Genomic DNA, 15162 nt, shown 5'->3' on the forward strand with positions numbered 1-15162 from the left:
ATTCCAATTAACTATATGCCGACAGTAAGACATTCTGTTTCATCTGCATCTGTTGTTAGCATGAATTCCGTAATCCCATAAAGCTTTTCGAGTTGATTTGATGGACATATTACAGTTAATCCAAGATAATATTCTAACACCCATAGTGTTGTTTTTCCTATTGGGAATAGTCGCAGCTAGGATCAAATCTGATTTGAAAATTCCAGAGGCAATATCGGAATTTTTGCCAATCTACCTCCTTGCAGCAATAGGACTGCATGGTGGAATTGAGATGAGAAAAACAGGATTTGAGACCATGCTGATTCCAATGCTTGTCGCAATCGTATTATCACTATTGATGACTCTAAATCACTATCAGATCCTAAGAAGGCTTGGAAAATTCAACATATTTGACTCGTATGCGCTTGCATCCACGTATGGTGCAGTGGGTGCAATAACCTTCTCTGTTGGACTGTCTTTTTTGAAAAACCAAGGAATAACATCAGAAGGATACATCACTGCAATACTGGCAGTCCTAGAGCCCCTGGCGTTCATCCTAGCCATATTTCTGACAAATATGGCTGTTGCAAAACAGATTCGTGCAAAAAAACAGACGTTTACGGAAGATGCTGACTCGGATAGTTTTGATGCTTCAAGTGGGCAGGCCAAGACTAGACTGTTTCAGGTATTACGTGAATCCATAACGGGTAAAGCAATTGTGATCTTAATTGGTAGTATCATAATCGGATACACCATAGGATATGGCGGATTTGCGCCAATTAAGATCCTCTTTGAAGATCTGTTTGTAGGTGCAATTGTGATATTCCTAATAGAAATGGGAATAATTGCAGGACAAAGACTAGACGACGTAAGAAAAGTCGGAGCATTTTTGATAGGATTCTCGCTGATAATTCCAACCATGAATGGGATAATCGGCGTCTTGGTGGCAACTTATCTAGGATTGAGTGTAGGCGGAGCGGTAATGTTTGGTTTGCTTTTGGCAAGCGCGTCCTTTATTGCAGCTCCGGCAGTACTAAGAACTGCAATACCGCAGGCAAAACCAAGCCTATACATCACATCGGCGCTTGGAATAACATTCCCATACAATATCATCATATTGCTTCCAGTGATGCTGACCATATCCACAATGGCCCACAGCAGCGAAACAATAAACTTATTCGATTATCTGAGGCAATATTCATAATGAAGCTCTACAACGTCAAGATGCTTACCATAGTATGTGAGATTCTTGCGCAAAAAAATATCATCGGTATTCTTGAAAAACATAATGTATCAGGATACACAACCTACGAAACAGACGGGAATGGAGCAAAAGGAATTCGCGGTAGAGGCTTCAAAAATGAAAAAAACGTAAAAATCGAAGTCATATTGAGAGAAACTACTGCAGAAAAAATAATTGAGGACATACTAAGCAAACTAATATCAGATTTTGCTATAATTTTCTACATGAGTGATGTCCAAGTTGCACGATCGGAAAAATTCACCTGAATTGTGATTTAGACTAGATGTGATTCGATGCCTTTTTGGCCTTGTAGAAGATTTTAAAGCCGCTCTTGGATGCCTTTAGAGTCTTTACCAGTTTGACTGAGAACTTGACTATTTTGAATGCAGTCAAAAACGGAATCAAGGCCAACATTACTATTTCATGCCAGTGTTTGTTCAAGAAAAGTCTCCAGTCGTTTAGCTTTTTGTATTTCAAGTATAGGTCCAGCACCAGCAATCCAAAGAAGACCCACAACAAAACCTCAAAATAAATTTCATATTCGTGTGGAATGTGATACGGCGCTTCCTTTAGCAGTAATGATTCGGGATGAAATGACACAAATCCGACAAAATACACAATTGCCATTGCAAGCAGTACAAAGTCTAATGATTTTGCCAGAGAGCCTCTTTCTACCATGTGCCTTTGGCCAGCTAGTTGCAAAATAAAGCATTCCTATTTTGGCAAGAATGCATGCCAAGGCTGTGCCCAAACTGAGGAATAGGGTGCTTGGGCACACTTGAGCATACGCGCACACTCATTGGCTGAAAAAACATGTGCGATATCACTAGTGGAATCTGATTCATAGGCATCTCTAAGCTAGTTTGATTACAAATCAGCTAAGTTGTTGATCCGATCTAATATCTGGCATATTGCTAGTCACAACATGCGAATAGATTTATGCAAAAAATGTGGAACAGAACTACGCGAATATGACGAGTCAGAGAGATGCCAGAGTTGCGGAAAAGAGTTCACACAATTTGTGTGTGTGCGATGCGACATAGTAACAGAGCCACAATACCACATACACAATACAGAAGACGCTCTAAGGATAGTGATTTGATGAATAATCTGCCAAGACACAGAATTGGTTTTTACTCGTTTGTCGGCGTTGCAATTGCCGCAGCGGTTTTTCTAACTATATTCTAAGACAGTCCGATTCGGACATCTAGGACTTTGCAGCCTTTTCCTTGTTCCATTACAAGTACTGGGTTCATGTCAAGCTCCTTGATTTCCGGAAAGTCAATTAACAACGCAGACAGTCTTTGTATTAGCTCTGATAGCTTTTTCTTGTCTGCTGGCTTTTCTCCGCGGACTCCCTCTAGTAATTTTTTAGTTCTGATTGAATCAATCATGTCGTCTGCTTCCTTGTTTGTTACTGGCGCCAGTCTGAATGTGACATCTTTTAGAACCTCTACGTAGATTCCTCCCATTCCAAGCATTATGACCTGGCCAAATCCAGGCTCTTGCTTTGAGCCAATGATGAGCTCTTTGCCGCCCTTGACCATTTCCTGGACGAGTACGCCCTTGATCTGCGCGTTCTTGTTGTATTTTTTGGCGTTTTTGATTATTACATCAAATGCATCTGTTACTGCCTGCTCGCTTGCAAGGCCTACCTTGACTCCTCCCGCATCGGACTTGTGGATTATTTGGGGCGATGCAATCTTCATTACAACTGGAAATCCAATTTTTTTGGCTGCCTTGACCGCCTCTGCCGGTGTTTTTGCCAGGATGCTTTGCGGTAGTGGGAATCCATACGCACGCAGTACTTCTTGGCCTTCCTCTTCTAGGAGGTTTGTTCTCTTTTGTTTTCGAACAGAGTCAAAGACCTTTTTTGCGGCTGCCTTTTTGGCTGCAAACTTGGTAATTGTTCCTTCGGTGGAGCTGACCCACTTTGAGAATCGAAGCATTGCCCGTAGTGCGCGAATTGCGCCCTCTGCATACGTATAGTATGGAACGCCGCCATCCGCCAGAATTTGCCTGTTTGTGATTCCCTCGTCTAGGCCCATCAAAGACGCAAGCATCGTCTTTTTGTATTTTTTAGACATTGATACTATGACTTCGGCCAGCTTGTCATAGTTTAGAGTGGCAGAAGGAGTACACATGGCAATAACAGAGCCGACGTTTTTGTGCGCCAAGACATTGTCCAAAACTCCGCTGAATCGGTTATAGTCAGCATCGCCCACTATGTCGACTGGATTGCGTGAGCTTCCCCACGGAGGAATCACTGCGTTGATTTTTGGCCTAATGTCCTCAATTGAGGCCATCTTGATTCCATATTTGGAGCAGGCATCAGTGGAGATGATTGCAGGACCTCCTGCGTTTGACACTATAACCAAATCGCCTTTTAGCGGCAGTGGTTGCTTTGAGAATGCCACTGCGTAATCGAATAGTTCTTCCATGGTGTCAACACGAATTGCGCCAGACTGGTTTAGAACAGCATCATAGATTTCATCAGAGCCCATCAGTGCACCAGTATGCGACATTGCTGCCTTTGCTCCCTCTGGGCTTCTGCCAGACTTTAGAATGATCACTGGCTTTTTGTGTTTTTTAGTGATAGTTTTGCAAACCTTGAGGAACTCTTGGCCGTTTCCCATGTCTTCTAGATACATGACAATTACCTTGGTCTGCTTGTGTTCTGCAAGCATCTTGAGAAGATCAATTTCGTTCAGATCAGCCTTGTTTCCAACGCTGATTACTGCAGAAAATCCGATTCCCTGCGCGCTTGCGTCCTCAACTAGTGCTGCGCATATTGCGCCGCTTTGCGAGACCAGCGCAATTTGGCCAGACTTTGGCGTAACTTTGAGAAAAGTGGAATTCATCATTGTATTTGGGTCCAAGTTCATGACTCCAAGGCAGTTGGGGCCAATCATGCGGATGCCGTATTTTTTTACTATTGTCTTTAGCTGTTCTTCTAGCTTTTTGCCTTCCTCGTTTACCTCCTTGAATCCAGCTGTGATGACTATGACTCCCTTAATTTTTTTCTTGCCGCATTCTTCCAGTACTGCTGGCACGACATCATTTTTTGTAACAACAATTGCAAGATCGATTGGGTCTTTCACATCAAGGACTGTCTTGTATGCCTTCATGTCAAATACAACGTCACGTGTTGGAGAAATTGGGTAAATCTTGCCCTTGTATCCTTTCATAATATTTGATGTTATAGTACGGCCGACACTTCCCTCCTTGTCGGATGCACCAATAATTGCAATAGACTTTGGCTCCAAAAGAGAAGTCATGTGTTTGGCTCAACGCTGATTCGTAAATAAAGTTATTCTTAGATCTCTAGCTGCCAAGCATTTTTCCGGCCAAGTTCTGAGCTCGCGGAATCCAGATTATTTTGAGATCGGGAATTTTGCCCATCAGGGACCACGCCTTTCTTGCAAGCTCGCGCAAGCTTTCCGAGTTTATCGCAAACTCGTGATTAAGCTGAGATACTGTATTTTTGGAATCAGAGTAAATCGTAATTGCGTTGCCCTGCCCCCCAAGTCTTTCCAGTGCAGATATTATTCCCAGGTATTCCGCCTGGTTGTTTGTGATTCCGGGCTTTTTTTCATAGAAGGATTCGCCTGTTTCCTTGACAAAATACCCATAGCCGGCATTGTCTCCCCCAGAGCCATCCACGTAGACGCTAAGTTCCATCTTTGTACAGCTTGGTAAGCTTGACTCCTAAATTAACAATGACCAGATAGACCATAGCAGATATGACGTGCGTAATTATCGAGGCCGCATACGGCTCATAGTTAATTGTGAGAAGATAATATTGCAAATACCACCTAATTGCAATGTACACTATCTCGCCTGACCCAACCGATGTGATTATTTTTAAGAGATCCTTTCTGAGTCTTGGCGAATCAATTTTGCCAGATTCTGTAAGGTATTTTTTTCTATTGTCTACATAGTACAACACACCAAAGGTAGAATAGAAAACAACAAGGTCCACTAGTAAAGTATAGCTGCTGTTCAGATAGTCTTCTTGTTCTGCCAAAAGTTGTGCAGACACAGCAGATACTATTACTGCCACAACAATTGACAAAAACAGGTTTTTGTTTAGCTTCAGATATTCCGCATATTTTTGTCTCATAAATTCTTGGAAAAAAAACTTGCAGATAAACTAGTCTTATATGATTCTTTTAAAATCTAGAGGAATTGCAGGTCAAGGCCAACAAAATTTCCGCTTGATATGACATCATACAAAATGTCAATTCCTATTACAACACTAATAGAGCCAACCACATAGCGTAAAATTTTGTTAATTTTACCAGAGTTGCGCGCCAGCGAAAACGGCAATCCTATTACACTACTCACCAACATCATCCCAACAATAGAGCCTGCGCCAAACATTATCACAAGTGACAGGATGTTTTCCAGATTATTCAGTGTCGAGAGCGCCAATACAACCAGGCTTCCGCTGCCGGCAAGGCCATGTATGCATCCAATGATGTATGATTTGTGCCCGTGTGTGTGGGAGTTGTCGTGCGAGTGAGGGTGCGTGTGCACCAGATTGTCATGGGCATGAGGATGGATGTGTTTTTGTCCAATCAAGGCTTTTTTGCGGTATGTAAAAACGCCAAGTGCCACAAGCATCAAGCCCACCCCAATCTCAAAGCTGCCAAAGACCTTTTCTGGAATGCTCATCGAGAACACAAAGATCAAAAGGCTCACTAGGACAAGTGCGGATGTGTGTCCTGCCCCCCACAGTGCCCCCAGGATAGAACTTTTTACGGCAGATGCGCCAATTTGATAAAATCTCGAAGGCGAGCCTTTCTGCAATAGCTTGGAGTTCTGCGTTGCCACTGCAACCACATGATCAGGCTCAAATGCATGAGATAGCCCTATCACAAATCCGGCAACAAGCGTAAAGAAGGGCGTTGCAGTTGGTAGTTGTTTGACTAGTTCTTCTATCATTTTTGCGCCTCAACTAGACTTTATGATATAGTCAGAAATGCGAATTGGCGTCTCCAAAACAACCATCCTTGTGATGCAGTCATCAAGTGTAACCTCAAAGGACATTTTTCTGAGTGTTTCAGGAACCCCTATCATAACTTGCTCTGGCCTTAGTAGACAAGACGCATCCCTTTGAATTTGCTCTATTGGCATATCATTGGATAGTCCAGATATTACAAACGCCGAATACAGGGCAATGCTTTCATTGATGTTGATTCTAAGATTTTTGTCAAGCTTGCTTTTGACCATGGCAACCAAGTTGGCAGCTATCTCCTCATCTGTTTTGCTAAGGTATGAGATATCACTAGTAAAGGGAGGAATGTCTTGCTCCCCTTTTACTGTTAGTTTGATGTGGATCAATCCCGCTTGGGTATCTTTGGTCGCGGAATATTTTTGTCAAAGTGATACGTGTTCCCTGTTCCGCGGTAGTTGTGTGGTCGTACAGGATCGCCGTTTTCCAGTCCTCTCTTTGTAAGTGATAGGCCAGCCAATAGCTCTATGATCAGTCGCTGGCCAAGACCGGAGGTAATGCCTCCGTTGTATGAACTACTATCACTTACGTCATATGCAGGAGCTACTTCGACTAGATCCATTGCAAATCTGTCGGGATCAAATGATTTTGATAACAATCTCACCATTCTCATTCCTTCTCTTGATGTTAGGCCGTTTGGTTCTGGTTCACCAGTTCCTGGCGCATATGCAGGATCAAAAGAGTCAATGTCCCAGCTTAGGTATACTGCATCGGTGCCATCATTGGCTCTGTCAGCTATTTCTTTTGCAATCATGTCAATTCCCAATTCCTCAACATCAAGCATTGTAAACCACTGGAAATCCTGGTCTGACATCCACTTGTACAGGTCACGTCCCGGCCAGTAGCCTCTTGGGCCAACCAATGTGTAGTTTTTTCCTTTGAGGCAGCCCATCTCCATTATTCTTCTAATGTGTGCACCGTGATCATACTTGTAGCCAGTGAGTCCTTGCGGTGCGCAGTCGGCGTGGGTATCAAAGTGAATCATGCCGATGTTTTTGTATTTTTTAGCAAAAGCGCGAACATTTGCAAATGTTATAGAGTGGTCTCCCCCAAGCATGACTGGGATTCCCTCTTGGTCTAGGACTTCCTTGACTTTTTGGGTCATCCTTTTGTGGGATTCTATTACGTCGCCCGGAGAAACCTGGACGTCCCCATAGTCAACGGTTTTGAAGGTTCCAAATGGGTCTGCGCCAGTCTCTATGTTAAATCTCTCATATGGTGGTGAAGGAATGGTAGAAGCAGCACGAATTGCACGTGGCCCATATCGAGCGCCTGGGCGAATTGTGGTTCCAAAATCAAACGGCTCGCCAATGATTGCAACATCGGGTTTTGCCTGGACTAGTTCCTGGTGTGTCCTAATCCAAGGCAGGTGCAAAAATGTGTTTATTCCAACAAATGGCGCAACATCAGGCCCGTTGTAATCATTACCGTAAAATTCCATTCCCATTTTTTATCAAAAATATTATCGTGGCCAAATAATTAAACATTCCAAGTAAACTACGTATTGCATTGTGTAATATGATATAATTTTGTCTGAAAAACAAATAAAGTTCAATCAAATATGTGTAAATTACTTTTTTTGAATTTCAAAAATTTACATCAAATGTAGTTACAATTGCAAATAACAAAATCAAATTATTTTGGAAAAAAAATTACAAAATTTTTATACATGTTAAGCATTCTACATAGACATGACCAGGGTCAGCACAAAAGAAGACATTGAAAGAGAATCAAAGCGAGTGATTTCTGCCCTATATGGAGATGTGGCCGGTTTTCGAGTCAATGAGACATTCCAAATTCCTGAGAAAGGACCCAGAGAGGCATGGGACGTTCAAGTAAATTTCATGCTAAACGGTCTAAAATACACAGTGGATCTTGAAATACAGGAAAAGGATGGTCAAGTAACCAATGCTAGGCTACTAGATACAATGACTCCACTTTAATTTTTTTTACTTGTAAAATCCAGATTGCTTGAAATGTTTGACAGAGTCAGAATTTCCCTTGCTGCCTTGATTTTATTGGACAGCTCATTAAGATACACATCGGCAAATTTCTCAAATGTCGGCACCGGGTATTTTCCCTTGTTGTTAGCCTTGAATTTCGCATATTCTTCCTGAAGCCAACCGAAATCAGCCTCTTTTAGCCGAATTACGTGATTTTGGGAGTCAAGTTTTGACTCAAAAAGATTGGCCAGAAAATAGCTGGTAAATCTGCTAAATCCCTTGACATTGTATTTTTTCTCATAGTCCTCGCTCATCTCTTTGTAATTCTCCCTCAGCCAATCTGAAACATCCAGTCGTATTGTAATGGAGTTGTATCGCCCAGACAGATCTAGTCGGAGGTTGTGCAAGTTTACAGAATAATATCCACGTTTAACTTCGTTCATCAGTATTATCAGCGTGCTTGGTAGAAACATTCCGGGATAATACACATTAGTTATGTTTTGCAGTCTTGTAAGAATGTCAGGCTTTAATCCAATTGTAGAATATCCTTGACTTGGCACACACAGTTTGGCACAGAAGTTATATTAATTTTGATGTTTTTTGGAGAAAAATTATTCCACTGCAATTGCCCGCAAAATTGTATGATTATGGAAAAAAATTATTTCTTTTTCAAATCCCTTATTATGAGAACCACTATCCACGCCGACGCCATTGCAATTGTGCCAACACCAAGTCCCACAGTAAAGGCATCGCCAGGTTTGAATTGAGTTAGGCCAACTCCCAACAAAATCAGTATCACGGCAACTATGTTTTGCTTGCTTACCACTGAAAATCAAGATTAGCCCAAATTAATAAAACTTCTATGTGTTATTATGTACCGGACCAAAATAGACAAAAAATAAATCCAAAACAAACCACAACAAAACTAGTGTTCAAATTTTTTCACAAGGGCTCAGACGATCCGCTCAGCAAGGGCATCTCATTGGCAGCAAAAAGCAACTTTGCTGAGGCAATACCGTATTTTGATCTGGTCCTAAAGGAAGACCCAAAAAACACGTCTGCTCTGTTGCAGAAAGGATTGGCGCTCAGCCGTCTTGGGAGGACAGAAGAGGCAATAGCAAGTTTTGACCAAGTTCTAGAGGTAGAGCCTGAGAATTCCTCTGCCCTATACAACAAGGGGCTTGCACTAGACATGCTTGGAAAAAGTGAAGAGGCCAAGTCGTATTTTGACGCATCTTTGAGCATACAATACAACGAATCGGCAAATTTGTATGATGAGGGAGGCAGGTTTCAAAGGCAGGGCAAATACCAAGAGGCACTTGCTTTTTACTCAAAGGCTTTGGAGAGCAACCCAGAAAACGTTCACGCGTTGATCTCCAAGGGGTTTTTGCTTGATCTGCTCGGCGTGCGCCCAAAGGACGCCATGTCTTTTTTTGACAAGGCATTGGAGATTCAACCAAACAACACAGAAGCATATCTCCATAAAGGATTCATGCAAAACAGAATGGGAAAATACCAAGAAGCAATATCATGTTTTGAAAAGGCTCTAGAGATAGAGCCAAACAATGTCCGCGCCCTCTACAGCAAGGGAGTCGCCCTTCATTTCCTAAAAAAATATGACGAGGCCATTTTGTATTGTAGCAAGGCCTTGCAGTCAAACCCAAATCACGTCAAGGCTTTGTCTACCATGGTTTGGCTTTTGGCTCACCAAAAAAAGTATGACAGCGCAATGATGTACTGCGACAGGGCAATTGAGATAGACCCAGGATACGTCTATGCGCTAAGCTACAAGGGATATCTGCTCTTTGAGCGCGGCAAGCTAGATGAGGCACTCAAATGGTACGACAGGGCACTAGAGCTTGATCCCAACAACCCCAGAGCCCTGCACTACAAAAGCAAAATACTGGACAGGCAAAAAAAGCGCCGTTTCACAAAGTGACTAGATTGCAGTAGATTTGGTACCGTCTCCGGCCAGCTTAAAGTGCTTGAGGTCTTCGCCAGATATCAAGTCTTCTTCTGGAGGCACATAGTCGTTGACATCGTGCCTTTCCTTGCCGGGCCATTTTTTCTGAGTTGCCAGCGCCACTATGATGAAGAGCGCAAACGATATTGGCGGAGGTATCATGGTATCTAGTCCTGCCCATTCCAGAGGAACAACAAAGAACATCAACATTCTTAGCGCAGAGCCGACAATAAGCGACGTTACGGCGGCAGGCATGTTTGCCTTTTTCCAGAACAGTCCAAGTGTGAGTGGGGCAAGTGCTCCGGCAAACACAATGTCAAATGCAAGAATAAGATAGATTCCAGGCTGGGGCATAATATAGCCAAGAGTGAGCGCAGATATCATGACTGGAATCACTGCTAGTCTGGTTATCCATAATAATTTAGAATCATTCCAAGCCTCCTTGCCTAGCCACCTTCGCCTGATTATTCTTTGGAGCAGGTTTCTAGATATCACACTAGATACTGCAAGTAGTCCGCCGTTTGCAGTAGACATGGATGCGCCAAGGACTCCCATCAAAAGCGCCGCACCTATTGCAAACGGCATGTGGTTGAGTGCCAAGCTCGGCAGTGCATGGTACGGATCCTCAAGTCCCGGCAAAAAGTGAATTGCCACTATACCAAGCATGCCGACAGGCAATACCGTAAAGAATGTCAGTCCTGCTCCCATGAACGCACCACGTCGAGCCGTCTTTGGATCTCTTGCCGCAAAGACTCTTTCCATAAAGTCCAGTGCAACAATGTCGCCCAGCCCCAAGGCAAGAATTCCTGCCCAATTGATCAGAGCGCCGTTTGCCACATCAAACAACCCAGATAGATCAAGATGTGACGGTGGAGAGCTAGCTAGTATTGTGTCAAATGGAACTCCAGAGAATCCTCCTGCAAAGAACAAAAATGCCGCCCAGAACGAGCCAATTGCAAGATATATCTGGAAAATATCAGTATATGCAGAGGCAAATAGCCCTCCCGCAATTGTATATGTCATTACTACTAGGGCCGCAATTATTATTCCCCACACAAATGGTATGCCCAGCGTAGTTTCCAAGATAAAGCCGCTTGCGGCAAAATTTCCTGCAACCAATATGGTGAAGCTGATTATCATCAATACGCCAGACATTCCTTCTGCGGCGTTTCCGTATCGTCTAAAATAATAGTCAGGCAATGTAAACATGGACATTTTGTTGAGCTTTTTTCCATAGACTAGGCCAGTCATCAAAAGACAGATTCCCAGCCCTATTGGAATTACTGCACCGCCCCAGAAACCAAACTGGAAGATTAGCGCCACGGATCCTAGTGACGAGTTTCCATCAACGGACTGCGCCACAAACATGGTTCCAACCATTAACAGCGGTAGGCTTTTTCCTGCAACGATCAGCCTTTTTCCACTTTTTTGAACTAGTCTGTACGTGAGGCTGCCAATAACCAGCGAAAATACAAGAAACGCAATTACGGCAATCCCATATCCCCCAAGCTCAACCATCGCAAAGTTATGATTGAAAAATTATATAAATATTGAAAAAATCAAGTATTATACGTATTACGATTCCAAAACAATATAAGAAATTCATATTTTTTGGGAAAAAAAATAATTATTTCCAAAAACTTACGTACTATACATTTTACCAGAACCATGCCAGCAAAATAATCGAATCGATCAGCTACAAGACATCAATGTTAGTCTGTTTTGCAAAAAGATCAGAAAATGATTTGTTAAGATCTGATCATATCGCGGTATAAGATTTAATAATTTAACGAGTTTTCTTTTGAGGATGAAGTATCCAGAACTGCTCAATCATGATGTAGCGCGAGTCGAAGAGTCTAGAAAATTGAATTTGGTTGTAGGCGGAATAATTCTGGACGTGATCAGAACCAGTTTTGGGCCTCGAGGCATGGACAAGGTCTACATCGATATTCTAGGCGACGACACATGCACAAGGCACGGCGGAGCCCTTCTAAGAAAGGTCGATCTCAAGCTTCCAGCTGCCAAAGCGATCATCGAGGGAGTCAATGCAGTAGACACCCATGTTGGCGATGGGACGATTTCTTCTGCTATCCTCATCGGAATGCTGCTAAGAAAATCCGAGGAACTGCTGAAAATGGGAATATCCCCCCCAACAATCATCCGCGGTTATGAAAAAGCCCTGGAATTTGCACTAGACACGCTAGATAAAATCAAGAAAAAAGAGGACAACCGTGACAAAAAAATCATGCACAGGCTTGTCACCTCGTGTCTTGCAGGAAAGGCAATTGCAGACCTAGTCCCCGAAGACATGCAGATTGTCGATTTGATTGTGGATGCGGTTTTTAGCATAACAAACTTTCAAAAAAACTCACTAGACGTAGACGACATAAAGATTGAGGAAAAGGCAGGAAACACAAACAAAATCCAGCTGGTCAGAGGAACAGTAATCGACAAGACAATTGATGATTCTGCCATGCCGCGCAGCATCGAAAATGCCAAAATTCTCCTGCTAAACGAGCCACTAGAAATGATGCGCACAAAAACAGATGAGCAAATTCAAATCGACTCCCCCGAGCAGATGGTGCTTTATTTGAATCAGGAAAAAATAGACATACTTGCCAAGGCAAAAAAAATTGTCAGTTCCGGCGCCAATGTAGTAATATCAAGAAAGGGAATCAATTCCATTGCGCAGGAATATTTCGCAAAGAACGGAGTGATCTCACTCCGCAGGGCAAAGATAAACGATCTTTTGTGGCTAGAAAGATCAACTGGGGCAAAGACGTGCAAGAGTGTGGAAGACATTTCACAGGATGAGCTTGGATTTGCAAAAAGGGTCTATGAGAAAAATGTCGGCGGCGACAAGATGTTGTTCATAGATGGATGCAACGATTCCAAATCCCTGACCATACTTTTGAGGTGCAGCTCCAAGCGTTATCTTGATGAATTCCACCGTGACACGCTAAACGCAATCTATGTTCTGCGAAATTTTATCGAAAATCCGTTTATTGTCAGGGGATGCGGCTCAACTGAAGCAATCATTGCAAACAATGTAAGGAAGCAGAGCGCAACAATAGAAGGGCGAGAGCAAATAGTAATTGAGAAATTCGCAGATGCAATAGAGGAGATTCCGATAACGCTTGCAAGAAACGTAGGGATGGATCCCATAGACACACTCACGCAGCTTAGATCAAAATACGCAAACTGCCAAGATGGATCGCTAAAATGGTACGGAATAGACTCTCAGAACAGAAAGGTCTCAGAAATACCCCCAGGCGAAATTATCGAGACGCTTGCGGTAAAGCAGCAGTTCATCAGAACGGGAGTCGAGATAGCCAACATGATACTCAACGTCAACGACATATTCATGAAGGACGAAATTGACAACACTCACTGCCACATTGATGGAACCGTCCATGCTCACCATGACGGAGGAAAGGCGCACAATCACTTTGAGCAGGAAGGACTAGAACAGCGCCAGATGCACCATTACTACTAAAATGATTTGCGTAATTTATTGGTAAAGTACGTCTAGTTTTTTGTACATGAGATTCGTACATTACGTAATTGGCAAAAACAAAAAACATCCACAAATGTGCAAACATTTTTACGTAAAACAAGCTTCTCTATTGCATGAAAACAATCAAGAAAATTCTTGTAGCAATAGGAAACGAATCTAGCTTAAACAGATGTTTGAATGTGGCATTACCAATAGCTAAAGGCGTCGGCGCCTCAATTACAGGCATTTACGTTCTTGCCCCACGACCCAGAAATCTCTACGTAGCATTAGAGCAAAGCTGGCGCAAATATGAAAAAGAAAACGCTCAGAAATTTTTAGAAATTGCAAAGGAAAAATGCAATAAAGAGGGAGTGGAATTTGACCAGATCATTGCAAAGGGACAACCAAGAGAAACACTCCTAGAACACGAAAAAGACTTTGATCTAATTGTGCTTGGCAGGGCCGATTGGGGTTCTAAGCTTCTTGGCAGTGTTTCGCATGGTGTCGTGTCCAGCTCAAAAAAAGAAGTCTTGCTTGTAAAATAGCCAGACTAGATATTCATTATTTGATTCTAGACAATAACGCCTGGTAAAGAAACGGCAGAATTGTAGTTACCTCGGCATGTATTGTGGTTTGCTTTGCGTTTTGTGTAACCTTGCCCCACGAGATTGCCTCTCGGACCAAAGCTCCACTCAGGCTTCCGTCAAACTCCTGGGCAGTGGTGATGTACACAGCATAATCTAGGCCATCCCTATACTGGTTCCACCACAGGGTGTGGTGTTTTGATATTCCACCGCCCAACATGAGCGAGCCGGATTTTTTTGCCTTAAAGACAAGCGAAGACAATAGTTCGCTGTCAGATACTACATTTAGCTTAAAGTCTCTGTGCTTTTGCGTAAATAACCAAATCTGGCTGCCCACGGCACCGTCTACAATTCCCGGCACTATTACTGGGATGTTGTTTTTGTACGCCCAATAAAGGAACGAGCCTTCGCCAAGATGCTCGCCAATCATTTTAGTAATGTCTGCAGTTGACATTTCTCTCTTGCCGGACTTGTAGGCTTCTTCTAGAAACATTTGCATTTTCTCTTCAATTATTGGCCCGTAGCTGTCCATTGGTACAAGCACGTTGCCCAGCCTGTGAATGTTTTCTTCCAATAATTTAGAGTCATCCAAGGTAAACGAGCCTTCCAGATAATGCGAAAAGTATCTAGCAATGTCGTGGTCCAGTGCGCCGCATGTAGTAATAACAACATCAAACATTTTTCTGCGAAGCATGTCAGTAATTATTCCCCGAAGGCCGGTGGACGTGATTGCGGCAACAAACGAGAGAAACTTGAGGCAGTCCTTGTCGTTTATCATAGTAGAGAGAATTTCAAGGCCGTCGGCAAGATTTCTTGATTCAAAGCCGCCCGATTCTGAGAGCTGCCTAAAGATGCTTTGAAGGTCATCATCTTTGTTAATTGAAATGTCCTTTACTTTGCGGTGCTCTTCCATCCATTACCAACTTTGTACACGGTA

Annotated in this window: 18 protein-coding genes; 7 read left to right on the top strand and 11 right to left on the bottom strand. The window is 42.9% G+C overall.

Annotated features, from left to right (window positions below):
• Positions 1-100: 100 nt before the first annotated feature.
• Both NAQ_RS05855 and NAQ_RS05860 read left to right on the top strand, forming a co-directional pair.
• Entirely contained in the window at positions 101-1183 is a 1083-nt protein-coding gene (locus tag NAQ_RS05855; protein ID WP_100182655.1) for a sodium-dependent bicarbonate transport family permease, read from the top strand.
• On the top strand, positions 1183-1488 hold the full coding sequence (locus tag NAQ_RS05860; protein ID WP_100182656.1) for a P-II family nitrogen regulator: 306 nt from the start codon (positions 1183-1185) through the stop codon (positions 1486-1488). Before NAQ_RS05855 ends, NAQ_RS05860 begins: the two co-directional genes overlap by 1 nt.
• 13 nt (positions 1489-1501) lie before the next feature.
• Here NAQ_RS05860 and NAQ_RS05865 read toward each other — a convergent pair whose 3' ends face one another.
• The gene (locus NAQ_RS05865) at positions 1502-1900 is read right to left on the bottom strand and encodes a hypothetical protein (protein ID WP_162858662.1); all 399 of its coding nucleotides are present in this window, start codon (positions 1898-1900) and stop codon (positions 1502-1504) included.
• Positions 1901-2147: 247 nt separating this feature from the next.
• Here NAQ_RS05865 and NAQ_RS10120 point away from each other — a divergent pair, with 247 nt between their 5' ends.
• On the top strand, positions 2148-2324 hold the full coding sequence (locus NAQ_RS10120; RefSeq protein WP_162858663.1) for a hypothetical protein: 177 nt from the start codon (positions 2148-2150) through the stop codon (positions 2322-2324).
• Positions 2325-2406: 82 nt separating this feature from the next.
• On the opposite strand, the gene NAQ_RS05870 is transcribed toward NAQ_RS10120, so the two are convergent.
• Genes NAQ_RS05870 through NAQ_RS05895 form a run of 6 tightly spaced genes read right to left on the bottom strand, consistent with a single transcriptional unit; the run spans position 2407 to position 7686 of the window.
• Positions 2407-4500, bottom strand: coding sequence for a 4-hydroxybutyrate--CoA ligase (locus NAQ_RS05870; RefSeq protein WP_100182658.1), 2094 nt, complete (start codon positions 4498-4500; stop codon positions 2407-2409).
• 46 nt (positions 4501-4546) lie between these two features.
• Complete coding sequence (locus tag NAQ_RS05875) at positions 4547-4903, bottom strand: reverse transcriptase-like protein (protein WP_100182659.1); 357 nt, start codon at positions 4901-4903, stop codon at positions 4547-4549.
• On the bottom strand, positions 4893-5345 hold the full coding sequence (locus NAQ_RS05880) for a hypothetical protein (protein ID WP_100182660.1): 453 nt from the start codon (positions 5343-5345) through the stop codon (positions 4893-4895). The genes NAQ_RS05875 and NAQ_RS05880 overlap by 11 nt, the downstream gene beginning before the upstream one ends.
• Before the next feature lie 56 nt (positions 5346-5401).
• Positions 5402-6169 carry a sulfite exporter TauE/SafE family protein gene (locus NAQ_RS05885; RefSeq protein ID WP_100182661.1) on the bottom strand — a complete coding sequence of 256 codons (768 nt, stop codon included), beginning with the start codon at positions 6167-6169 and terminating at the stop codon, positions 5402-5404.
• Positions 6170-6178: 9 nt separating this feature from the next.
• On the bottom strand, positions 6179-6568 hold the full coding sequence (locus tag NAQ_RS05890; RefSeq protein WP_100182662.1) for an urease subunit gamma: 390 nt from the start codon (positions 6566-6568) through the stop codon (positions 6179-6181).
• Positions 6565-7686: an agmatinase family protein gene (locus tag NAQ_RS05895; RefSeq protein ID WP_100182663.1), complete on the bottom strand. Its 1122-nt coding sequence runs from the start codon at positions 7684-7686 to the stop codon at positions 6565-6567. The genes NAQ_RS05890 and NAQ_RS05895 overlap by 4 nt, the downstream gene beginning before the upstream one ends.
• Positions 7687-7930: 244 nt before the next feature.
• On the opposite strand from NAQ_RS05895, the gene NAQ_RS05900 reads away from it, so the two are divergent.
• Positions 7931-8182 carry a hypothetical protein gene (locus tag NAQ_RS05900; protein WP_100182664.1) on the top strand — a complete coding sequence of 84 codons (252 nt, stop codon included), beginning with the start codon at positions 7931-7933 and terminating at the stop codon, positions 8180-8182.
• On the opposite strand, the gene NAQ_RS05905 is transcribed toward NAQ_RS05900, so the two are convergent.
• Positions 8179-8742 (bottom strand): hypothetical protein, encoded by a 564-nt coding sequence (locus NAQ_RS05905; protein WP_100182665.1) that lies wholly within the window; start codon positions 8740-8742, stop codon positions 8179-8181. The genes NAQ_RS05900 and NAQ_RS05905 overlap by 4 nt on opposite strands.
• 98 nt (positions 8743-8840) lie before the next feature.
• The gene (locus NAQ_RS10125) at positions 8841-9008 is read right to left on the bottom strand and encodes a hypothetical protein (RefSeq protein WP_162858664.1); all 168 of its coding nucleotides are present in this window, start codon (positions 9006-9008) and stop codon (positions 8841-8843) included.
• A gap of 102 nt (positions 9009-9110) precedes the next feature.
• On the opposite strand from NAQ_RS10125, the gene NAQ_RS05910 reads away from it, so the two are divergent.
• Positions 9111-10121 carry a tetratricopeptide repeat protein gene (locus tag NAQ_RS05910; protein ID WP_162858665.1) on the top strand — a complete coding sequence of 337 codons (1011 nt, stop codon included), beginning with the start codon at positions 9111-9113 and terminating at the stop codon, positions 10119-10121.
• On the opposite strand, the gene NAQ_RS05915 is transcribed toward NAQ_RS05910, so the two are convergent.
• Entirely contained in the window at positions 10122-11663 is a 1542-nt protein-coding gene (locus tag NAQ_RS05915; RefSeq protein WP_100182667.1) for a high affinity choline transporter 1, read from the bottom strand.
• Between the two features lie 289 nt (positions 11664-11952).
• Between NAQ_RS05915 and thsA the strand changes: the two genes are divergently transcribed.
• Together thsA and NAQ_RS05925 are read left to right on the top strand one after the other, a co-directional pair.
• Entirely contained in the window at positions 11953-13641 is a 1689-nt protein-coding gene (gene thsA, locus NAQ_RS05920; protein WP_100182668.1) for a thermosome subunit alpha, read from the top strand.
• Positions 13642-13775: 134 nt separating this feature from the next.
• The gene (locus NAQ_RS05925; protein WP_100182669.1) at positions 13776-14186 is read left to right on the top strand and encodes a universal stress protein; all 411 of its coding nucleotides are present in this window, start codon (positions 13776-13778) and stop codon (positions 14184-14186) included.
• 16 nt (positions 14187-14202) lie between these two features.
• Here the strand turns inward: NAQ_RS05925 and NAQ_RS05930 are convergent, their stop codons facing one another.
• Complete coding sequence (locus tag NAQ_RS05930; protein ID WP_100182670.1) at positions 14203-15138, bottom strand: deoxyhypusine synthase; 936 nt, start codon at positions 15136-15138, stop codon at positions 14203-14205.
• Between the last annotated feature and the right edge of the window lie 24 nt (positions 15139-15162).

This window comes from Candidatus Nitrosotenuis aquarius, assembly GCF_002787055.1.
Classification (GTDB): domain Archaea; phylum Thermoproteota; class Nitrososphaeria; order Nitrososphaerales; family Nitrosopumilaceae; genus Nitrosotenuis; species Nitrosotenuis aquarius.